At 52.2% G+C, this 20,430-nt stretch carries 17 protein-coding genes and 1 tRNA gene; 9 read left to right on the forward strand and 9 right to left on the reverse strand.

Annotated features, from left to right (window positions below; all coding sequences use genetic code 11):
- Positions 1 to 32: 32 nt before the first annotated feature.
- On the forward strand, positions 33 to 773 hold the full coding sequence (locus tag HNQ64_RS23115; protein WP_184213101.1) for a LamG domain-containing protein: 741 nt from the start codon (positions 33 to 35) through the stop codon (positions 771 to 773).
- A gap of 70 nt (positions 774 to 843) precedes the next feature.
- Here the strand turns inward: HNQ64_RS23115 and HNQ64_RS24225 are convergent, their stop codons facing one another.
- The 3 genes from HNQ64_RS24225 to HNQ64_RS23130 all read right to left on the reverse strand — a co-directional run bounded on the left by HNQ64_RS24225 (position 844) and on the right by HNQ64_RS23130 (position 4,053).
- Positions 844 to 2,034 (reverse strand): TIGR03943 family putative permease subunit, encoded by a 1,191-nt coding sequence (locus HNQ64_RS24225; RefSeq protein WP_184213103.1) that lies wholly within the window; start codon positions 2,032 to 2,034, stop codon positions 844 to 846.
- 27 nt (positions 2,035 to 2,061) lie between these two features.
- Positions 2,062 to 3,084: a permease gene (locus tag HNQ64_RS23125; RefSeq protein ID WP_184213105.1), complete on the reverse strand. Its 1,023-nt coding sequence runs from the start codon at positions 3,082 to 3,084 to the stop codon at positions 2,062 to 2,064.
- A 99-nt stretch (positions 3,085 to 3,183) separates the two neighbouring features.
- Complete coding sequence (locus HNQ64_RS23130; protein WP_184213107.1) at positions 3,184 to 4,053, reverse strand: alpha/beta hydrolase; 870 nt, start codon at positions 4,051 to 4,053, stop codon at positions 3,184 to 3,186.
- 287 nt (positions 4,054 to 4,340) lie between these two features.
- Here HNQ64_RS23130 and HNQ64_RS23135 point away from each other — a divergent pair, with 287 nt between their 5' ends.
- The gene (locus HNQ64_RS23135) at positions 4,341 to 5,072 is read left to right on the forward strand and encodes a hypothetical protein (RefSeq protein WP_184213109.1); all 732 of its coding nucleotides are present in this window, start codon (positions 4,341 to 4,343) and stop codon (positions 5,070 to 5,072) included.
- Positions 5,073 to 5,100: 28 nt separating this feature from the next.
- On the opposite strand, the gene HNQ64_RS23140 is transcribed toward HNQ64_RS23135, so the two are convergent.
- The 3 genes from HNQ64_RS23140 to HNQ64_RS23150 all read right to left on the reverse strand — a co-directional run bounded on the left by HNQ64_RS23140 (position 5,101) and on the right by HNQ64_RS23150 (position 9,834).
- Positions 5,101 to 6,522, reverse strand: a complete 1,422-nt coding sequence (locus HNQ64_RS23140; RefSeq protein WP_184213111.1) for a cryptochrome/photolyase family protein — start codon at positions 6,520 to 6,522, stop codon at positions 5,101 to 5,103.
- 76 nt (positions 6,523 to 6,598) lie between these two features.
- Complete coding sequence (locus HNQ64_RS23145) at positions 6,599 to 9,082, reverse strand: PSD1 and planctomycete cytochrome C domain-containing protein (protein WP_246431177.1); 2,484 nt, start codon at positions 9,080 to 9,082, stop codon at positions 6,599 to 6,601.
- Between the two features lie 71 nt (positions 9,083 to 9,153).
- Positions 9,154 to 9,834: a class I SAM-dependent methyltransferase gene (locus HNQ64_RS23150; protein WP_184213113.1), complete on the reverse strand. Its 681-nt coding sequence runs from the start codon at positions 9,832 to 9,834 to the stop codon at positions 9,154 to 9,156.
- Positions 9,835 to 10,004: 170 nt separating this feature from the next.
- Between HNQ64_RS23150 and HNQ64_RS23155 the strand changes: the two genes are divergently transcribed.
- The 6 genes from HNQ64_RS23155 to HNQ64_RS24515 all read left to right on the forward strand — a co-directional run bounded on the left by HNQ64_RS23155 (position 10,005) and on the right by HNQ64_RS24515 (position 16,202).
- Complete coding sequence (locus tag HNQ64_RS23155) at positions 10,005 to 10,745, forward strand: hypothetical protein (RefSeq protein WP_184213115.1); 741 nt, start codon at positions 10,005 to 10,007, stop codon at positions 10,743 to 10,745.
- 105 nt (positions 10,746 to 10,850) lie between these two features.
- The gene (locus tag HNQ64_RS23160) at positions 10,851 to 14,054 is read left to right on the forward strand and encodes an ABC transporter permease (RefSeq protein WP_184213117.1); all 3,204 of its coding nucleotides are present in this window, start codon (positions 10,851 to 10,853) and stop codon (positions 14,052 to 14,054) included.
- Positions 14,055 to 14,063: 9 nt separating this feature from the next.
- Entirely contained in the window at positions 14,064 to 14,636 is a 573-nt protein-coding gene (locus HNQ64_RS23165; protein ID WP_184213119.1) for a DUF3592 domain-containing protein, read from the forward strand.
- Positions 14,637 to 14,659: 23 nt separating this feature from the next.
- The gene (locus HNQ64_RS23170; protein ID WP_184213121.1) at positions 14,660 to 15,100 is read left to right on the forward strand and encodes a hypothetical protein; all 441 of its coding nucleotides are present in this window, start codon (positions 14,660 to 14,662) and stop codon (positions 15,098 to 15,100) included.
- 598 nt (positions 15,101 to 15,698) lie between these two features.
- Positions 15,699 to 15,908 carry a hypothetical protein gene (locus HNQ64_RS23175; RefSeq protein WP_184213123.1) on the forward strand — a complete coding sequence of 70 codons (210 nt, stop codon included), beginning with the start codon at positions 15,699 to 15,701 and terminating at the stop codon, positions 15,906 to 15,908.
- Between the two features lie 3 nt (positions 15,909 to 15,911).
- Positions 15,912 to 16,202 carry a type II toxin-antitoxin system RelE/ParE family toxin gene (locus HNQ64_RS24515; protein ID WP_184213125.1) on the forward strand — a complete coding sequence of 97 codons (291 nt, stop codon included), beginning with the start codon at positions 15,912 to 15,914 and terminating at the stop codon, positions 16,200 to 16,202.
- Positions 16,203 to 16,796: 594 nt separating this feature from the next.
- On the opposite strand, the gene HNQ64_RS23185 is transcribed toward HNQ64_RS24515, so the two are convergent.
- Positions 16,797 to 16,871, reverse strand: a tRNA-Val gene (locus tag HNQ64_RS23185).
- Positions 16,872 to 16,978: 107 nt separating this feature from the next.
- Here HNQ64_RS23185 and HNQ64_RS23190 point away from each other — a divergent pair.
- On the forward strand, positions 16,979 to 18,625 hold the full coding sequence (locus tag HNQ64_RS23190; protein ID WP_246431178.1) for a S10 family peptidase: 1,647 nt from the start codon (positions 16,979 to 16,981) through the stop codon (positions 18,623 to 18,625).
- A gap of 234 nt (positions 18,626 to 18,859) precedes the next feature.
- Here the strand turns inward: HNQ64_RS23190 and HNQ64_RS23195 are convergent, their stop codons facing one another.
- Positions 18,860 to 19,393: a hypothetical protein gene (locus HNQ64_RS23195; protein WP_184213127.1), complete on the reverse strand. Its 534-nt coding sequence runs from the start codon at positions 19,391 to 19,393 to the stop codon at positions 18,860 to 18,862.
- A 203-nt stretch (positions 19,394 to 19,596) separates the two neighbouring features.
- Positions 19,597 to 20,376, reverse strand: a complete 780-nt coding sequence (locus HNQ64_RS23200) for an SDR family oxidoreductase (protein ID WP_184213129.1) — start codon at positions 20,374 to 20,376, stop codon at positions 19,597 to 19,599.
- Positions 20,377 to 20,430 lie beyond the last annotated feature (54 nt).

Below are 20,430 nucleotides of genomic sequence, written 5' to 3' on the forward strand. Positions count from 1 at the left end.
TGCGACAAAGACACGTTCTGGCTTTCGTCATCATGAATGTTCTTTGCCCCCTTTCTTTTCTCACGCTGATCTCATTGAATTTGCTGGCCTTGGAGGATCAACCGACCCTCATGACCAGCCGTGGTAAGTTGCTGGTGAATGAAGATTTCGCTCAACCTCTGAAGCCCTTCGATGGTAAGTCCAACGGCTTCGCTTCAGGTTTTTCGGGCTGGCGCTGGAATGCGGTGCCCCGTGGTGGCAAATGGGCGGTGGAGGAAGGCGTTTTTACCGGGCGTGAAACGGCTGAAGTGAAACACCCGGCTACGGCTTCTTATGGATTCATGTATAAAGATGTCATCATCCAATGCCAAGTGCGGATGAACGATGTGCCTCTCGCGGGTCGCAAGTACCGTAGTTTGAGTGTGCGCACGGTGGATGCGAAGGATTATGTGTGCAGTATCCACCTGAGTGAAGGTGGCTTTCGCATCACCAAGGATGATAACGATCACGCCGGCCCAGATAAGGCAGTTCCGCTTGGAGCAGCTAAAACACCTTTAAAACTCGATGAGTGGCACACCGTCGTCTTTGAAGTACTAGGCAATGAAATGCTGGCAACAGTGGATGGCAAGAGCCTCACCGGGAGTCACGAGTTGATTGATCGCCAAAAACACAGTCTCATGTTCGTTGTGGGTGTGGAGGGTAGTGTGCGTCATCTGAAAGTTTGGGAGGCTTTTCCCAATGCAGACTGGCCTCTAAACAAAACTAAAATTCAAGCCTCTACTTTAAAACCCTGACTATAAAGATCCCCCTGGATTGAAAATCTCAGGAGGAAATTTGGATCAGGTTAAAAGGTTTTCGCCGGATCTAATAGATCATCGTATTGTCTGGAGCTGTGGTCTCCTCGATGTGGGTCGCTTTAATCACAGGAATGGTCTGATCTCCATCCTTTTCATAACTCATGATGCCTGAAATTTTGACCCACGTCATTTCCTTGAAATCAGGCGCCTTTTTACCAAAATCCACAGGAACAGAATAAGGACGCGCATCGGCAGCGCAGCACTGCACGAGCATGCGGAAGATACGCAGACGATGACCGTTGGCATTGTTCACTTTTTCAGGCAGGACCTGAGCGGTAGTTTCGATGGGCTGCCCCGTGATGACACGCTGCACCTCCAAGTCACCACCCGTGTAATAAATTTCAGGTACTTGCAGGACAAATTCACCTTTGCTGTTTTGTTCGATCTGCTGCTTCAAATCTTCCAGCGTGAAGCTGCCATAACTCTGGGCTTCTTTTGGTGGAGCCGAAGATGCTTTAGCGACGGCTTCTGGATCATTGAATTTCTCTGGGGCCGGAAGAGGGGTGTCGGGTAATGGAACAGGTTTTGGAGTCGCACGGCTTGGTTTTGAGCCGTCACCACGCAGAGTGAATTCATCCGCCCGTGCGGTCGAGTTGTAGTTTTGGTTGTACACCCCTTTGTTCAGCACCGCATTCGCACTGTAACGGTCTGGAGATTGTATGGCGGCCCAGGTGATCGGAGCTGCGAGGATGAGAATGGCTACCAGCCGCCCGGTCCAGCCACTTTCTTCCAAGATACCATGCCCATGGTGATCATGCGTGTGACTGTGGACGTGGGCATGAGTGTGGTCATGATCGTGATCGCAAGCATGATGAGTGTGTCCATGGTCATGCCCGCAGCCTTCGTGATGGGCATGCGAATGAGCGTGGTCATGGTCGTGCCCTCCACAGCAGCCAGATTTCGCTTCTTTGCCATGATCATGCCCACAGCCTTTATCATGGCTATGATCGTGACCACAGCCGCCGGTGCCATGGTCGTGACCTTCACAACCGGCGACTTCAGAGCCCATCGTTAGCAAATTAAATAAACCCATGATGGCCAATCCGATGCCTGTATAAAGCACCATCGGGCGGAAGATTCCGTCACCCGGAAGGTATTCGTTCACACGGCCAGAGTAGTGGAAATAGAGCAGGACTGCACTCCAGAGAAGAAGCAGGGCAACACTGATGAGGTGGATTAAAGTACGGGTTCCGCTCATGAGAAGTGAAATGGCTAAAGAATGAGACTATTTGGAAAAAATACTGGTGATAAATTCCCAGGATTTTTCAGGAAAGGCACGAGGATCATTAACGAACAAGGTCATAGGGCCCGCTAAGACAGCAATGAGAATGAACGTGCCGAGTAACATGGCGATGACCATGCGGCGTTTGAACACAGCCGCATACATGAACATGAGTTTGATGTCCATCATCGGGCCAAAAACGAGGAAGGCCAGTTTGGCCGCCATGGAGAAGGAAGCCATAGGGGCTGCAATGAAGGCATCCGATGTGCTGCATAGAGACAATACGAAGGCCAGTCCCATGATGGATGGGATTGCCAAAAGTTCATTGCCTGCCACACGATCCAGCAAGGTCTGATCCACCTGTGTGTTGAAGACGGAGGTAATGATGACGCCAATGGTAAAATACATGCCTGTATCCAGGAAGTCTCCCATGGCGGTGCGGAAAGCATGCACCAACCGGGCATTAAAGCTGGCCTTTGAATCATTGCCTTTGGCGTTTTCAGCGGCCGAATCTTCAATCTCTTGAGCGATGTTCGTTTTAAGGACCTGGGCAGGTTTAAAACGCAACACGATGAGACCGATCGTAACTGCGACAAGATAGCCTAAAGCGAGCCGTGAGATGGTCATCGTGGCGTTGCCAAAGGTAGCCCAGCCAGTCACTTTTTCGAATTCCTTGAAAGCTGTCAGCGTACTTACCGCCACGATGGGATTCATGATTGGCGCTGAAAGCATGTAAGAGAGCGCGCAGGAAAGCGGCAGTCCTTTTTTCACGAGCCTACGAATCACCGGAACGACGGCGCATTCACAGACGGGAAAAATCAGGCCCAAAAAGCCAGCTATAAGCGTGGATAAGACCTTGTTTCTAGGCAGCACCCGTTCGAGCAATTTTGCAGGCAGAAAGGCGTCAATGAGCCCCGAGAGGAGCGTGCCGATCATGATGTATGGAGCTCCTTCAAAAAGGATGCTCAAAAAAGCCATCAGGACATCTCCAAAGGGACTGGGTTCGGGCAAGGCAGCTAAAATCATGCAGTGGCAGCTTTAAACGTGCGTCGCCACCCGATTCAAGCGGGAAACCTTCAGTCTGAACTATTCAGGTAAATAAATTTCACCATTTGCAGCTTCGCCTCAATCCACCTTGCCCAAGCCGGCTTCAGGATCTGGCTCTAAAAAGCCCAACTCCACAAAAAACTCATCCATGGCCATCAATGTGGCTTCATACATCTCAAAGGAGAGATTGAAATTGAAGAAACCGTGCCCTTGACCTTCAAATTCGATCAATCGGCAAAAGTTTTTCTTCTTGGAAGACTTTTTTGCAAACTCATAGGTGCCACCGAAAGGCACCACTCTGTCTGCCGTGCCGTGCATGATCAACATCGGCGGCAAGCCCGGTTTGATGGCACGAATCAGGTTGGCATCTTTAGCTACGCCTGCATCAGGAAAGCGATCCAAACCAAAGCCTTTCTTAGAGGTATCCAGAACCGGGTTGAATAGCACTAGCGCGTTTGGAGAGGGACTACTATCCAGAATATCTGCAGGGTCGTCAAAGCCACTGAGCATGGCAGAAGACGTGATGGCATGGGCACCTCCACTGCCACCAACACCGACAATCTTGCCCGGATTGATACCAAGCTCCACCGCATTGAGGCGAATCCAGCGCATGGCAGAGCGCGCATCTGCAATTGCTTCGAGAGGCCCCCCATGATTTCGGTGAGTGATCCGGTAATCAAAAGCCATCGTCATCATGCCGCGAGAAGCAAAGTAAACGCAGTGTGGCGCAAACTGAGCGATCTGGCCATTGTCCCAGCCACTGCTAAAGAAGAACGCCGCCACCGATTTTGGGTATGGCGGGGCCTTATCTGCATCAGGTTCCCAGATATACACGGGCAGGCTGATATCGCCTACAGTCTTGTAGATCTCTTCGCGAGCAGATTTGAGGAGTTCCCGATTTCGGTCGAGTGGGAGTGTTCGTTGATGACCTTCGCCGGGTGATTCCATGATTGCGTGTGGCAGAATCGTGACTCTTGCAAAAATACGCGATCCAGCAACATCTTTTCCTGGCCTAGAGGCTTCATTGAGGATGTATTTACGTGCCAGGTCTCCTTAATTTCTGCGACACTCCCCCCGTGAACACTTTTGTCCGACTTCTTTGCCTTTTTTTGGTTCTCAATCTCAACACTAGGTCTGAGGCGCAAGCCCCTGCTTTACGACAAAATTTAGACGCTGCGTATCAGAAATGGCGTGCCGCTATCCTGGCGCAGGATGCACGAGCCTGGGCAAATTCCGTGACACGATACCGCCAAGTCGTCACACGTAATTTGATCGTAAGTCAAAAACAACCTTTCCCGCAGGCCGTGTTTGCAGTGCCGCTGGATCCTCCAGATATTTCAGGCCTTCGTCTTTTAGAAGCCCAGGCCGTGGGACCCACTGCCCATACCTTGTATTTCGGTAAAGTGAATCTGGGCGGGGACCCTGGGCAGATTCCTGACAGCGTTCTCATGCTGAAGTTTTTCAATGAAAATGGCAGCTGGCGTTTTGATAGCAGCAAAGTTCTCAAGCTGCTGGATCATCCTCAGCTGATCGCTCAAATGAAGGGCTCCGCACCCATGGATTTTTTGGACTACCCTGAGTTTACCCCTCCTGGACAGGTTCCTCAGGTGCCAGCCTTGTGCGAAATTCCTGAAAACATGGCGGGCTGCACGCTTCAGTCTTTTGGGTATGAGACCCGAATGCGGGTGAATGGATTCGACTATCCTGTCATGCAAGATCATGCCGAAAAGTTCTTCGTCATTGGAGGGCTCAAAAATGGAGCCAACGATGTGTCTTTGATCATCAAACCGACAGACATTCCCGCTGGAGAAGAGCGTCTCCTACAGTTAGATTTTTTTGTCCTCACTGGCAAGGCCGGGAAACCACCTGTGCGTGTTTTCCATTATGATACCAAGGAAGCCACCATTGTGAGTCCGCTCAAGCTGCCCGTAACGATTACGGCTGACGTCTTAGATAAAGGGCGATGATGTATTTCATACAATTCGTTAGACTGGGTTACTTGCCGCGATGTTTGGCAAAGATCGCCAGTGTACGATCTCTCTCGGTGGAGTGATCCACCATCGGTAACGGGTAGCCTGGAGCAAGGGCTCGATTATCCTTTGGGGGAGCCAGGAATTTCTCTTGCGACACGTTTTTCAGTTCTGGTACCCAGGTGCGAATGTAGGTGCCGTCTGGATCATAACTTTTCGTCTGAGTCCATGGATTTTGAATACGGAAATAGGGAGCTGCATCTGCACCTGTGCCAGCGCTCCATTGCCAGCCACCATTGTTGCTGGCATTCTCACCATCCAGCAGATGCTGCATGAAAAAACTCTCTCCCAGTCGCCAGTGACAATGCAGATCCTTGGTAAGAAACATGGAAACAATCATCCTTACCCGATTGTGCATGAAGCCAGTGGCTAGCAACTCGCGCATGCCTGCATCCACAATGGGAAATCCAGTGCGGCCTTGGCTCCAGATCTGAAAATGCTCATCCGAACCGGGCCATGGCATGCCGCGGAATTCAGGGGCAAATTCCTCTTCAAAGACAGACGGGTTATTCCACAAAATGGCGAGATAAAACTCACGCCAAGCCAGTTCCTTGATGTAAGTTTCAATGGAAGTTTTGGCATCCGCTATCGTAGCTTGTGCCGCAGCACTTTGGCAGCGGGCATACAATTCCCGAATGGAAATGAGACCGAAGCGTAGATCTTGGCCGAGACGGGAGGTCGTCGTGCCAGCGGGAATGTTTCGCTTTTGAGCATAGCTGTGCAAGGTCCGATTTTCGATGAAGTTCTTCATTCGCTCTCGCGCTGCTCGCTCACCAGGGATGGGTAGTTGTGCAGTGTTCTCCGGGAGTTTCCAATGTTGAAGGGTCGGCAGTGGCAGGCTTTTCACTGCCTTCCCAGGCGCAGTTCCGAGGCTGCCCAGTTTTCCAAGTGTGGGTGTTTTGTCCAGGCCCAGCCAGTTACGCGAGTAAGGAGTATATACTCGGTAGGGGCTTCCGCTGCCTGTGAGCACTTCATCAGCTTCATGCAGCACTCGGTCCTTGTAGCTATGGCATTCGATGCCGATGCGGCGACACACCTCCTGCACCTTCTTTTCCATCTCACGTCCATAGGGATCGTAGTCGCGATTAAAATACACGGCTTTGGCTTCAGTTTCTTTGATGAGCTTTTCCAGTTCTTCATCGGCACGCCCACAGCGAAGGATGAGCCGACTGCCCAGGGTTTCTAAATTTTTGTCGAGGGATTCCAAGCAACCGCAAAGAAACTGCTGGCGCGCAGACCCCGTCCACCCGTGATGGGCTTTCCAGTCGCTCAATACATAAACAGGGATCACTTGAGCTCCCTCTCTAGCCGCTTGATGCAAGGCGGTGTTATCCATCAGCCGGAGATCGCGGCGGAACCAGTGAATGACGGTGGAGTGCTGAGGCATGGCGCAATTTACGTCACTCCTCAAATGTCGGATGAAGAAAAACAGATGAATCTCAACAGTGCCTATTCGCTGTGTATTAATCCACGTAACGAAACTCGGCGCTGGCCAATAATGATTGGCAGAAAAGTGTGAATAGTCGGTATTCATCCGACTTGTGCTCGCTTGCACTGATACCACGTGCCGCTTGAAAAAAAGCATTGGCTAATTCTTTCTCTGCTTGGTCAGGTGCTCGGTTAAAGCAAAGTTCAAATGCTCGTTTTAGATAGGCCTCTGGATTATTTTTTCCCCGCAGTGCTCGCTTGGCTAAAGCAGCAGCCCTCTGCTGCACCCAAGGGCCATTGAGTAGGTAGAGAGCTTGCAGAGGAACATTTGTCACATCGCGATTCCCTGTGACCAAGGTGGGCTCTGCAAAGTCGAATAATTCCAGGACATCGGGCAGGTGATCTCTCACCACAGGAAGATAAATGGAGCGACGTAGGCTGCCATCTAAATCCGCTGGCAAAGCGGTATTGAAACCCATCAAAGAAACAGACTGACCTGTAAATTCTGTGACCAGAGAACCCGGACGGCGGCTGACATCCAGCTCGCCTGAGATAGCGAGCATGGAGTCACGAATCACTTCAGCATCCAAACGTCGTTTATGTGCCCGCCACAGCAGGCGATTGTCCGGGTCTTTCTCAAAGCCATCTTTTCGGTAGTCGGAGGCTTGCCGATAGCTTCGGGATAACACGATTTCTCTGACCAGCGCTTTGAGTGACCAATCTTGCTGAATCATTTGTTGGGCTAAAGTATCCAGCAACTCTGGATGCGAAGGCCTTTCGCCACTGTAGCCAAAATTGTCCGCTGTCCTCACCAACCCTACCCCGAAGAGATGCCGCCATACGCGATTCGCGATGACACGAGCAGTCAGTGGATGTTCTGGATGAGTCAGCCATTTGGCCAATTCTAAGCGACCACTTTGAACAGGTCCCGGAGCGGAAACAGATAGATCAAATACAGCCGGGAACCCTCGCGGGACGGCTTTGACTGGTTGAGCGATTTCTCCGCGATTCAGCAACTGAGCCTCTTGAATGTGGGCAGCATCCTCGACGCCCATACATAGGGGTAAGGCATTGCCTTCATCATCCACCGTCATCAGTTGGCCATCGATGCCTCCTCGTGTCCAGAGAATGCGGATGGCATTGCTCAGCAGTCTGAAGCCTTCATGGCTGATGTCCCGGCCCTCTTTTTGAGCCTTTTTGATGTAGGCTTCTTGCGCTGTCTGCTCAGCATCCAATTTGTTTCGATCCGCTCGGAGTTGCCTTACCTTTGATGGGTTAAGGGGCTTGTTAGGGATCAATTGGGCTGGGAGTTTGGGCAGTCGAATGAGGCTGCTGCCGTTGTTGTTCTCGGAATCAATCCAGGTGCCATAATGAGTTTGGGTACTTTGAAAAATACCCGCTAGTGCATAATAGTCCTCCATGCTGAAGGGCTCACTTTTATGATCATGACAGCGTGCGCAGGCTATCGAACTGGCGATGATGGCCCGTGTCACGGTGTCCAATTGTTCATCGGCCAAATCGGCAGCAAACTGGGCCTTGTTCATTTCATTCAGCCCTTTCGCACCCATGGCCAAGAACCCAGTGGCAATCAGATGCTCCGCCCGTTCGGATTCATTTTTGGCGGGTAGAAGATCTCCCGCAATCTGTTCGACGATGAATCGGTCATAGGGTTTATCTGATTGGATGGCATCCACCACATAATCGCGATAACGCCATGCATGAGGAAAGACGAGGTTGGACTCCCGGCCATTGGATTCCGCAAATCTCGCTACGTCTAACCAATGACGTGCCCAACGTTCGGCAAATCTGGGGCTCTTCAGAAGCCCGTCCACCGTGCTGGCTAGGAGTCCCTCTCTCGTCTCCAAAGCCGTCCAGGCCTTAACAAAGGTTTGCGATTCTTCAGGCGTCGGCGGCAGGCCAGTGAGGTCCAGATAAAGGCGCCGTAAAAGCACGCCTGGAGCCGCATCTGGGGAAGGGGAGAGCCCCTCCCTTTCCAACTTCGCTAGGATGTGATGATCCAAATCCCGCCGCGCCCACCCTTTGTTTTGGACCTCTGGATTTGGGTGTTTCTGCGGCTTTTGGTAACTCCAGAATTTCTTTCCAGCGGCCACATCCACAGGTGGCCTTTCTTGAATAGGGGCGGAAGAGATTCGTGGATCCACGGCTCCTTCTCGAATCCAGGTTTCAAAATCTATCGTCACTGCTGTCGCCAGAGCGGGGCCTTTTGGCGGCATTGCCAGATCTGGATCTTCATGCCGCATGGCCGCCAGCAGCAGGCTTTTGGTAGGCTCTCCTGGGACTACTGCAGGGCCACTATCACCGCCCGTTAGCAGTCCTTGTTTGCTATCCAGTGACAATCCTCCTTTGGTCTTACCAGATTCTGCGGAATGACATTCATAACAATGCTTCACCAAAACGGGGCGGATCTTGCCTTCAAAAAAAGCCGTGTCTGTCCCCATGGCCGCCCTGGCACTGCTCATGAAAACCGCCGCGCCCAAAATGAAGAGGTGGAGATTCATGCCTGTATCGTCTCAAAACGCGCCATCAGTGGCAAGCTTTGCAAACCCCCGCCCGCAGTTCCCCAAAGCAGTCACTCTTTAGCTAACCCAAAGAACATCATATGTTGCCAGGGCAGTTCATTGAACTCCCGCACCAGCTTAAAGCCATTGCTTGTCAGTTCTTTATTGATCTGAGCCTTGGTCATCTTGTGCTCAGGTTTGATCGGCACACTGTCATCTTCTGCACGGAACTCGACCAAAACCACCACTCCATCGGGTTTTAGCGCCTTACGGATGCCTGCTAGCATCTGCTCGGGGTGGGAAAACTCATGATAAACATCCACTAACAGGACTAGATCACAAGACGCCGCAGGCAGCATGGGGTCATGCATCTCTCCGATGATGCTCACGATGTTCGTGATGCCCTTGGCCTCAGCTCTTTTTTTGAGCATCTCAATCATTTCCACCTGCACTTCCACGGCATACACTTTGCCATCTTTGCCCACCGCTTCGGCCATCGGCAGCGTGTGGTAGCCATTGCCACTGCCCATGTCACACACAGCCATGCCGGGTTTGAGTTTTAACTCTTCGCGCATCCGTAGCGTCGCCTCTTCTCGGTCTCTTTTGTGGCGGATCAGCCACCCCGCTCCCTGCCAATGCATCGTTTGGGCGATTATTCGGCCCTGATATTCCGTCAAAGCTGGAGGAGGGGCTGATACCTGAGCCTGTAGCCCCAGAGCCAGCAGCATAAAAAGCAAAAAACGGTCATGCATGCTCATCTTAACGTCTTTGCCTCGCATTCCCTTCGACCTGAAAAAATTAAAACCGCAGCTTTGCACCGTATCTAAAATGCACCTATTTACAGAAATTATGGAAAAGTTTAATATTTACGCTTGAAATAATTTTAATAATTCATAGATTATTAATGAAGCCTTACAAAAATATGAAAAAGCTGATCCTCATCCAGAACGACTATCCTTCCACTGGCAAGAGCACGCTGGCTCATTGCTGTGCCCGTTATCTCAGTGAGCACGGTGCTCCCCACCAACTGCTTTCCCTCGTGGACGAAGCTGGGCATGACACCTCCGGGTGCGTTTTCGATGCGACCACTCTTACGGCCGATAGTCTGCTGGATAAACTGGATGAAAGCCCCATCACCATCTTGGAAGTGGCCACCGGGATGGGAGAGTTTTTTCAAAAACTTTATCAGACTTCTCAAATGGATCTCATTCTACCAGAGGCCAGTGTTAGCCTTTCTGTGGTCCTGCCAGTGACCAGCGAGCATGATAGCTTCGATTCCGTCCTGGAGGCTGCAGAAGTCTATTCGGACAATGCAGAATACACCATCGCCCACCTTATCACCAGCAGCTACGAAGACGATGACAAAGTCTGGGACACCAGTTATGCCGCCCGCGTCATGGATATGTTCGAGGCTGTCGAATTGTACATTCCCGAAATCGGCATGCACCTGGAGATGGAGCTACGTTCGCATCACGCCAGCTTGGATGACGCTTTGATGGACCCCCAGGCAGACGAGCATTTCGGCAAAGATTTCACCAAATGGATGGGCCGCGTCATGGGGCAGGTGGACAGTGCACGCCAATACCTTTTCGGTGAAGCCTTTCGCCCGACCACCGCGCCGAAGCCAGTCAAAAAGAATCGCATCAAAGCCCGCGCTCTGTGAGCTATCTTACGGCTGCTTGTTGAAACTACGCAGGTGCCTCCAGTTCCCGCGTAGTTTTTCCGTGCCGCTTGCGCAGCATTGCAGGTGCAGCCACGTATAGGGAGCATGTCTTTGTTCTCTTTCGTCCTCTCCTCAGCCCGGCATTATTGGCGCGGACACCTGGGTCTTCTTCTGGGTACCTTTCTGGCATCCGCTATTTTGAGCGGCTCTCTACTGGTGGGAGATTCCGTCCGCGCAAGCCTTCGTCGGGTTGCAGATCTGCGTCTGGGAAAGATCCAGGCTGGTGTGCTTGGTGGAGACCGTTGGTTTACGCAAGAATTGGGCACAAAGTCTCACGCGGTTCCAGCCATCATGGCCATTGGTTCCACGGCTTCTTCAAATGGCAAAGTGCGGGTCAATGGCACTCAAGTGCTCGGTGTGGAGGCAGGCTTTTGGCAACTGAGCACCAGCGGCAAAAACATTGAACTTGCCCAAGGCCAGATCGCCCTCAACGAACCGCTCGCACGCAAGCTCTCCGCGAGAGTGGGTGATACCGTCCTGGTTCGCCTAGAACGCCCCAGTGCCATTTCTCGTGATGCCCCTCTCTCCGGTAGCACCAATGAAGACGTGTCTCTACGTCGCACCGTTGGAGCTATTGTTTCAGCTGAAGATTTTGGGGCCTTCCAACTCATCGCCTCACAAGTATCTCCCGACTCCGTTTTTGTTCCGCTGGCAGATCTCCAGACGCAGATCGAAATGGATGGGAAGGTGAATGTGCTGCTCTCTTCATCCTCCACTTTGAGCAGCGATAGCGCCGCTTTAGAAAAAGCCAAGACACTGCCTGACTTTGCTCTCAAACTCCAACGAGTCACGGCACCTCGCCAGGAATGGGAGGTCAGTACCGATCGCGTTTTTATGGACCGTTCTCTGGCGAGTAAGCTGCTTGCTCGCCCAGAAAGCTATGGCGTATTGACGTATCTCGTCAATGGCTTCACCTCAGCCAAAGGAGCCACCCCTTATTCCATGGTTACCGCCACGGACAAACTCAATGTTAGGCTCTCTGAGATCGTCATCACCCAATGGCTAGCAGAGGATCACGGCCTCTCGGTGGGGGATAAGCTGAATATCATCTACTACGTCGTGGGTATTGGTCGAGAGCTTAAGGAACAAACAGCCACTTTCACCGTCAGTGGTATTCTACCCATGGATGATCCCAATGTCACCCGTGCCTGGACTCCTGATTTTCCGGGTGTTTCGGATGTGGACAATTGCCGCGACTGGGATCCCGGCATCCCGATGGATACCAAAAAGATCCGCGATAAAGATGAAAAGTATTGGGACGATTACAAAGGTACACCCAAAGGTTTCATCAGCCTGGAAGATGGGAAAAAACTCTGGGCCAATCGTTTTGGCAATCTCACCTCGATTCGATTTGCCGATGCAGCTCAGGATGAAACAGCTTTACGTAAAGAGATGGCCTCTGGCCTCGCTCTCGCAGATATCGGTCTCACACCCACGGATCTTAAAGGTCAAGCCACAGCGGCAGCGAAGGGCAGCGTGGATTTTGGTGGGCTGTTCATTGGCCTCAGCATGTTCCTCATCGCTGCCGCTCTCATTTTCGCCGCACTCCTGTTCCTCTTCACTCTTGAGCGCCGTTCTGCCCAAGTCGGTTTGCTTTTAGCCATGGGGTGGACCTCTAAAATGGTGCGACGCTCCTTGTTAGGTGAAGCGGGGGTGCTTGCCGCTATTGGTGCCATCCTTGGTGTCTTTGGTGGTGAGCTCTACACCAAACTAGCTCTCAAAGGTCTCAGCGGGGCTTGGTCAGGCGCTTCCCAGGGCCTCCCGCTCATCTATTCCGGTAGCCTAGCCACCAAAGCTGGGGCCGGTGTCGGGGCTGTCATTGTGGTGTTGCTCACTCTGTGGTGGGCCAGCCGCCGCCTTTTTAAACAACAAGCACGTGATCTGCTTGGTTCTTGGAGTGCCGATGACGCCGCAGGGCAGGGGACACCACGACCCCGTTGGCGGAAGATCATGCCTTTCGTTTGGCTCGGTGGAGCTGCTGCTCTCATGGCCACTGGCAGCCAGGCTACAGCACCCGAGGCTGTTGCGGGCATGTTTTTTGGCAGCGGCTTTTTACTCCTCATGAGTGGGCTCTCTCTGGCGCGTCATTGGATGAATCGTTCGTTAGGCCTTGCCCAGACTTTGTGGCAGATCGGCCTGCGCAATGTCACTCGCCGTCCCTCGCGTAGCCTTGCAGTTATGGGGATGATGGCTGGCGGTATTTTCCTCGTCACAGCGGTGAATGCTTTTCGCATGAGCGCTGGAGACGTGGCCAAACCTACCTCGGGCACTGGCGGCTTTGCACTCATCGGTGAGTCTTCTTTACCGATCTATGAAGACCTCAATACACCCGCAGGCCGTGATGCCTTTGGCCTGGACGAAGAGATTTTAAAAGGCGTCACCATTGTGCCTTTCCGCGTCCGGCAGGGGGATGACGCCAGTTGTCTCAATCTCAATCGCGCTCAAAAACCTGCTCTCGTGGGGGTGGATCCGGCCAAGCTTGAAGGCCGATTCAGTTTTGCCGGCAAGGGAACCTGGTTAGGTCTCAACGAACCTCTCCAAGCGATCGCTGACCAGGCCACCGCTATGTGGGGTCTGGGCCTCGGCGTGGGCGGCGCGCTGGATTATCAAGATGCCGCTGGAGCCACTCTCCAGGTCAAACTCCACGCCATGCTCGCCGGGTCTGTTCTCCAAGGAAAAATGATCATCAGCGAGCAGTCCTTTCTCTCCACTTATCCAGACGTGGCCGGTTATCGCGCCTTCCTCATTGACGCCCCAGCGGATCAAGTGGATGAAGTCAGCGCCCACCTCACCCGTCAGCTTGAGCAGCGTGGATTGGCACTTGAGCGCGCTAAGGACCGTTTGGAGACATTCATGAGCGTGCAGAATACCTACATTGGCATCTTCACCGTCCTCGGTGGCCTGGGCGTTCTCCTGGGCACCGCTGGTCTTGGCATCCTGGTTGCCCGTCACGTGCTAGAGCGCCGTGGCGAACTAGGCCTCATGCAGGCCGTGGGTTTCCCGCCAGCCTCTCTCCGCCGACTAATCCTTGGCGAGCACATCGCCCTCCTCATTATCGGAGTCTTGTTAGGAGTCGTCAGCGCGATCCTTGCCGTTTGGCCCAGCCTACAGCAAGGCGGTACGGCACTTCCCATTTCCTTCCTCAGTATTCTCACCCTCACCATCATCCTCTTCGGCATCCTTATCTGCTGGATCGCCGTCTCTAGTGCGGTACGTGGGAAGCTCATCGAAGCCATCCGCAGAGAGTAAATAAAGGGGATGACGCACGGCGCTGCCATCAACTCGGAAAAGGTGTCTATGCAGGGAAAACTGACCAACAATCGCTACAACCTGCTTCGACTCTCTTCCCCTGGCAGACGAGAAAGATGGACCTCAAAGCTGGGAAACTTCCTGCTCTGCCTCGGTTTGCTGGTGGGATTCCCCTTGATGCTCGCTGGTCTAGGCTATTCCGTTTGGCGGCATTATGACTTATTGCACCACGGCATTGAAAAAAGAGTGCTGGTTCTGGGCTTGGATCGAACCACCTACGCACCTAAAGGTGGAGCCACGTATGACTACCGATTGGAAGTGGATGGGCGACGGTTCACTCAAGGTTTCAGAACACAGTTACCCATCGGCCATCAAGTCACCATGCTGGCCTCGCCCACGAACCCTCGAGACCTCACCCCGGGTAGCAGAAACAGCACTTGGTTTGAGCTTTTTTCGGCCACTTTAGGGGGAAGATGGCTCACCCTCGCAGTGCTGGTTGGGTTCCCAGTCAGTGTCATTCTCGCCACCCCAGAACTTTTCAGATTGATGCATCGTTCTTGGAGGAAGGTGCTCAATCGTTGATTCTTCTTATAGATTGACTTCCCATGCCGATCACCAACATCATTTCAGATAGCCTGGACCGATCATTCAGTCTCTACCGTGATCTTATTGACTCTGTTGATGAAGCCGCACTGAGTTCGAAACTACCATCGTTGCCCTCAAATACTTTGGGGCTCCAGCTCTGGTGTGTGGTGGGCGCAAGAGAGAGCTACACCAGGGCGATCATGGCCAATCAATGGGCCGGTTTTACCTGCTCGCTGGAAACGGCCACCCTCATAATTCCAGTAGCCGAGGCTCTCAGTCGTTCCGCCCAGGCAGTTTCAGACGTCCTGAAATCCATCGAGACTTATACCGATGTCCAGAACCGCTTGATCATCGATCTGTTGGAGCACGAAGCCGCTCATCACGGCCAACTCATCCGTTATCTCTACGCCCTAAAGCTGAGCATCCCATCCAGTTGGAAATCCAGATACTCTTTGGCATAAAGTATTGGTGACAAGAAAACCCAATGGGAATCCATCAAAGATGGAACGAAGATTCTTAAATCTTCGACATTTCAATCTGCCACTTTGCTAAAACTAGAATGGTGCGCGGTGCAGGCTTCGAACTGGAAGCCTTCCCTTATCCCATAAAGCCGGGAACGCTTTACCCGGTCAAAATACGTGCCCTTGTGCAGAATGACGCATTTGGCGAGGTCGTCGCGGCGTGGCCCTCATTCGTAGCCATCAAGGCACCCAATCCTAGCCCTTCGAAATCATGGCAAGGAATACACCCTCCAGGGCCGTGCTGCGCTTGGATACAAAACGTGGGCACCCAAAGCGGGGCAGCTACCGACAGGCGGAACGGGTGTGCCCGACCGCCTGCCCCGGTGGCGGCACGCCAGATGCGGCGGGCTTGTCTAAAACGCATATTAGAGCAGGAGGGGCATACCAGAAGCAGCGCCCTCCCGTTTCGACGCCGTATGATTTGCATGGGGCGTTTTCGTCCCGCCTGCTAGCTAGACCCTCAGCCCCCTCCTCCTGAGCTCTTTGAATCCACAAATCTGAACTGGCACTTCTTTTCGTTCTATCCTATATTCTTAGTATGTCACATGTCGCAGAGTTGATCAAAGAGGCGGCCAAGCTTGATATGCTGGATCGTGCTGAGTTAGTGTCTTCGCTCCTTGAAGACCTAGATCCCTGCCCTCGCCACGTGAGCGATGAGGAGGCCTTGCAACGCTTTCACGATTTGAAATCTGGCAATGTCAAAGGGCTCTCTGAGGCCGATTTTTGGAAAGCCTGTGGGCGGAAATAGCTGATGGAGATTATTCGCCATCCAAAGCTTGCCGAGGATATCCGCGATGCGGCCCTACACTACGCAGAAATCTCGGAAAGGGTGCTTGCTGCTTATTGGAGTGAGCTAGATTCGGTTCTGGCCTCAGTGAAAAGAAATCCGCGCAGCCATCACTATGATTCATGTGGTTTGCGCAGAGCCAGTCTCCGCAAATTTCCTTATCACTTGCTGTATGAGGTTGATGATGATGCCATTTATTTGGTCGTTCTCAGACACGATAAAAGGCACCCCGATTATGGGGTAGATCGTCGCTAGGCCTAACTTATCTTTGTGGGATAAATCGGTGCTTGCGCCTTAGTTTTTTGAATGGAGTTGCTCTTGAGCTCTGGCTACCAGACTCCCAGCTAGAGTCTCTAATAATGAATTTTTTGAAAGCCCAAAAAATGCGAGGGCGCTGGGTCGTAAAGCGCGAAGATTTCATCCGCTTTTTAAATCAGCTTCCACTGAATTTTTGAGCCATGCTATTTTCAAATCATAGCCCAAAGGAGAGCGCTATTTTCGCTTTTATTATTTCGACGATCCCAAGGATCTTGTGAATGACTCGACCAGGCGCACAACGAAAGAGGCTGCAACTAGGTATGCCAAACTACTTTTTGAAAAAAGCCCCGCTTGAGCGCGATGGCCTGGGGTCTTCCCAAGCTGAACGTGACGCCAGCAAGAAAGACCTGCGGCTTCACCTGAATAATTTTCTGGATTCGCGGGAGAGAGGGGAATACCCGAACATCAATCTGTTCCAGGGCGCCAAAACGTATCGAGAAGTGTCTAGGTGAATAGTGGTATGGATTCGGTTTAATCCGTTGAAAATGAACCATTTGACAAGAAATGTCGCGACGTGGCGAACTGTTCAAATGGTGCGCGGTGCAGGGTTCGAACCTGCGACCCCTGCCGTGTGAAGGCAGTGCTCTACCGCTGAGCTAACCGCGCGGTGTGTGGGATGGCTAGTTAAGCGCTGGATCTGACCTTTGCCAGTTCTTTTTTACAATAAATGAAGGTTTTAAAGGAGTCGGCCACAGATCCGTTTATGTTTGATCATGTTCCAGATGCCCAACTCTCTGCGGATTCTCTCCTTCATCGCGCTCACCACTTCGATAGCTCACTCCCAGGCGACTCCAACAGAGCCTGAAAAAGCGGTGCTGCCGCCTCAAGAAAAGAAGGCGAATGAAGGGCAGGGTGGAAAATTTATGAAGGAGGACAAGGGGAATAAAGAAGCAGCGGCTGACAAAACTGAAGGGGCGAAAGATGAAAAGTCTAAGGAAGACACATCAGCGGACAAATCCGAGAAAAAGACTCAGACGGAGCATAGCCTGACTCTCAATGGCCAAAAGATCGATTTCACCGCGACGGCTGGCCTACTGAGCCTGAAAGATGGTGAAGGTAAGGTCACGGCAGATATCTTTTACATCGCCTACACCAAAAAAGGTGTGGCCGATCCTGCAAACCGTCCGCTCACGTTTTCCTTCAATGGCGGTCCGGGGTCATCCTCGGTGTGGATGCATCTAGGACTACTGGGACCCAAGCGCGTGAAACTACGTGACGATGGTTTTGCCGTGCCTCCTCCTTATCAACTGGTAGAAAATGAGTTCTCTCTTCTGGATGAAACGGATCTTGTGTTCATAGATCCGGTAGGCACGGGATATAGCCGCGCGAGTAAGCCTGAGGAGGCCAAGAACTTCTTTGGTGTGAATGAGGATGCTCGTAGCATCGGCGAATTCATCCGACTGTACATCACCAAGAATACTCGCTGGCCCTCGCCTAAATTCCTGATTGGTGAAAGCTACGGCACCACGCGTGCGGCGGCTCTCAGCGGAGAGTTGCTACGCACGCATCGGATGAATCTCAATGGCATCATGCTCGTCTCTACCGTGCTCAACTTTCAGACCATCTGGGGTTCCGAAGGCAATGACCTGCCATTTGTTCTCTACCTGCCAAGCTTCACGGCCACAGCTTGGTATCATCAAAAACTGCCTGCTGATTTGCAGAAGAAACCGCTGGCTGAAGTTTTACAGGAATCCGAGAAATTTACCAGTGGAGACTACAATGAGGCTCTTCTTCTTGGGGCATCTTTACCTGCTCAGCAGCGTGCAGCCGTGGTGAAGCAGATGGCACGTTTCACGGGTTTGTCAGAAACGTTTGTCGCCGCCTCAGATCTACGTGTTTCACTGAGTCGTTTTAATGCCGAATTACTGCGAGATCAGCGTCTGGTAACGGGCCGTTTCGATAGCCGTTACACTAGCTACATGCGTGACCGCCTGGGTAATGAGGCTGAGCGTGATCCTAGTGCAGACGCTGTCTTCAGTGCCTTTGCTTCCACCTTCAATCATTACGTGCGCCATGACCTCAAGTTTGAAGATGATCGCCCTTACAACATTCTTGGCGGAGTGGGCAAGTGGAACTGGGATGCCGAGAACCAGTTTGCCAATGTCTCTGAAATCCTCGCTGAAAGCATGACGGCAAATCCTTTTTTGAAAGTGCACGTCTCCAATGGATTTTACGACATGGCGACGCCTTATTATGCAGCTCGCTACACCTTCTCTCACTTGAACATTCACCCAGAGTTGATGAAAAACATCACCCAGGATGATTACACGGCCGGACACATGATGTACCTCAATCTGCCTGACCTGAAAAAACAAAAGGAAGATCTCGCTAAGTTCATCCGCGCGGCTTCCCAAAAGTAGGGTGGAAAATATACTGTAGGCAGACGCTAAAGCTCGACCTCATTTCGAGCATTCCTATCCCATGCCAAGGAACAGGGCTTGCCGAAACCCTGCTCTTTGGGAAAAAGATGAAGGCGATCAAGACGAGGCCAACACCGCTTTTTGGGTACGCCATGAGTTTCGCCTATCCAATGGATCCAACATTCGACCAGGCAGGCAGAATGGCATCACGCTGCGGCAAAGCTTTTTCTGCTTTTAGCTTTCAGGATATACAGCCACGGCCATGACACCTTCACTAGGCAACCATCCCACCACTTCTACGCGGCGGGGGGTCTTGGAGGTTTTGCTGCCCATGCCTTGACTGACAGTGTCCAAAAGTTGCTTCTGTGTATCGGCATTCACGTCACCACCGAAGAAATTAGCCAAGTTGGTCAAAATGGGAGCAGGCGCCTCCATGCCGACAATGGTAACCGGCGTGCGATTTTGTCCGCTCGCCAAGATTTGTTCGCGCATCATTTCTGGCGACAAGCCGCCTGGCATCAGGATAAGCTTTCGCAGACGTGCGACGGTGGGCGCATGGATCTGTGGCTGGGCCATTGCAGCATTGGCGCTGGCGGCTGCTACCGGGGGCTTGATGGACTTTGTTGGTTTTAGAAAGCGTGTCTCAGAAGATACCTCCTGGACTGAATATTCAGGGCCTCCTTCAGGCAGTGGCAGCAGGCTGTCCTGTGCGTAAACACTGGCGCAGAGAAGGCTGAGGAGACTGGAAAAACGAACCAAGGAAATCACGAGGGCGTGGTTTTATCAGCCCGCTTGTTTTTAAACAACAATTTTTTGACCCAGTGACAAAAAAACAATCGTTTTTAAAATGTTAATTGGCCCTCGGGAAAAGTTACCCCGGGCAACTTGGATGAGCAATGAGAACTCAAAGGTTGCCTGTGCGAACTAGCCAAACGCCCCCCTTGAATCATCCAGGGGGGGCAAATAAAACCTTAGATGGTCATGGAACTGTAGCCGCCATCCACCACCATTTCCTGGCCGGTGATGAAACTGCCTGCTCCGTTGGCGGCCAGGAGCAGGGCTGCACCTACGAGTTCATTGGCGGAGCCAAAGCGGTTCATTGGGGTGTGGCCCATGATTTTGGCTACGCGATCTGGTGTCAGAACTTTTTTGTTCTGCTCGGCAGGGAAAAAGCCCGGTACCAGCGTATTGACGCGGATATTCAGTGGTGCCCATTCACGAGCAAGGTTCTTACTGAGGTTATGAACGGCCCCTTTGGACATGCTGTAGGTAAAGACTCGACTCAGCGGGAGCAGGCCAGACATAGAGCCCAGATTGATGATGGAGGCAGGCACTTTCTGTTCGACAAAGTATTTCCCGAACACTTGACAGGCTAGGAACACGCCTTTGGTATTGATGCCCATGATGCGGTCATACTCTTCTTCCGGGATATCCAAAAAAGGAGTGGCGGAGTTTACCCCAGCACCGTTCACGAGGATGTGGCAGCCACCGGAGCGCTCCAACACCTGATCGAGCAGCAGTTGTAGATCTGCTTTGCGGGAAGCATCCGCACTGACAAAGTAGCCTTCGCCACCAGCCGCGTGGATGGCCTCCAGACGCTTTTCTGCCTTGGCGGGATCACGCCCGACTAACACGACTTCTGCACCTGCACTGGCGTAACCTTCGGCAATGGCACCGCACAATTCACCGGTACCTCCGATGATGACGGCGGTTTGATTCTGGAGGGAGAAAAGTTCAAAGATGGAAGACATGATGGGGAAGGGGAGAGGCACAGTGACTCAACGTGAGTAAGAGCAAGACTTTTG

The organism is Prosthecobacter dejongeii (assembly GCF_014203045.1).
GTDB classification, from domain to species: Bacteria; Verrucomicrobiota; Verrucomicrobiia; order Verrucomicrobiales; family Verrucomicrobiaceae; genus Prosthecobacter; species Prosthecobacter dejongeii.

What these genes read in the sequence shown, in the direction of transcription:
- HNQ64_RS23115 (WP_184213101.1), top strand. Translation starts at nt 33, where the DNA reads ATGAATGTTCTTTGCCCCCTTTCTTTTCTCACGCTGATCTCATTGAAT.
- HNQ64_RS24225 (WP_184213103.1), bottom strand. Translation starts at nt 2,034, where the DNA reads ATGAGCGGAACCCGTACTTTAATCCACCTCATCAGTGTTGCCCTGCTT.
- HNQ64_RS23125 (WP_184213105.1), bottom strand. Translation starts at nt 3,084, where the DNA reads ATGATTTTAGCTGCCTTGCCCGAACCCAGTCCCTTTGGAGATGTCCTG.
- HNQ64_RS23130 (WP_184213107.1), bottom strand. Translation starts at nt 4,053, where the DNA reads ATGGAATCACCCGGCGAAGGTCATCAACGAACACTCCCACTCGACCGA.
- HNQ64_RS23140 (WP_184213111.1), bottom strand. Translation starts at nt 6,522, where the DNA reads ATGCCTCAGCACTCCACCGTCATTCACTGGTTCCGCCGCGATCTCCGG.
- HNQ64_RS23145 (WP_246431177.1), bottom strand. Translation starts at nt 9,082, where the DNA reads ATGAATCTCCACCTCTTCATTTTGGGCGCGGCGGTTTTCATGAGCAGT.
- HNQ64_RS23150 (WP_184213113.1), bottom strand. Translation starts at nt 9,834, where the DNA reads ATGCATGACCGTTTTTTGCTTTTTATGCTGCTGGCTCTGGGGCTACAG.
- HNQ64_RS23155 (WP_184213115.1), top strand. Translation starts at nt 10,005, where the DNA reads ATGAAAAAGCTGATCCTCATCCAGAACGACTATCCTTCCACTGGCAAG.
- HNQ64_RS23160 (WP_184213117.1), top strand. Translation starts at nt 10,851, where the DNA reads ATGTCTTTGTTCTCTTTCGTCCTCTCCTCAGCCCGGCATTATTGGCGC.
- HNQ64_RS23165 (WP_184213119.1), top strand. Translation starts at nt 14,064, where the DNA reads ATGACGCACGGCGCTGCCATCAACTCGGAAAAGGTGTCTATGCAGGGA.
- HNQ64_RS23170 (WP_184213121.1), top strand. Translation starts at nt 14,660, where the DNA reads ATGCCGATCACCAACATCATTTCAGATAGCCTGGACCGATCATTCAGT.
- HNQ64_RS23175 (WP_184213123.1), top strand. Translation starts at nt 15,699, where the DNA reads ATGTCACATGTCGCAGAGTTGATCAAAGAGGCGGCCAAGCTTGATATG.
- HNQ64_RS24515 (WP_184213125.1), top strand. Translation starts at nt 15,912, where the DNA reads ATGGAGATTATTCGCCATCCAAAGCTTGCCGAGGATATCCGCGATGCG.
- HNQ64_RS23190 (WP_246431178.1), top strand. Translation starts at nt 16,979, where the DNA reads ATGTTCCAGATGCCCAACTCTCTGCGGATTCTCTCCTTCATCGCGCTC.
- HNQ64_RS23200 (WP_184213129.1), bottom strand. Translation starts at nt 20,376, where the DNA reads ATGTCTTCCATCTTTGAACTTTTCTCCCTCCAGAATCAAACCGCCGTC.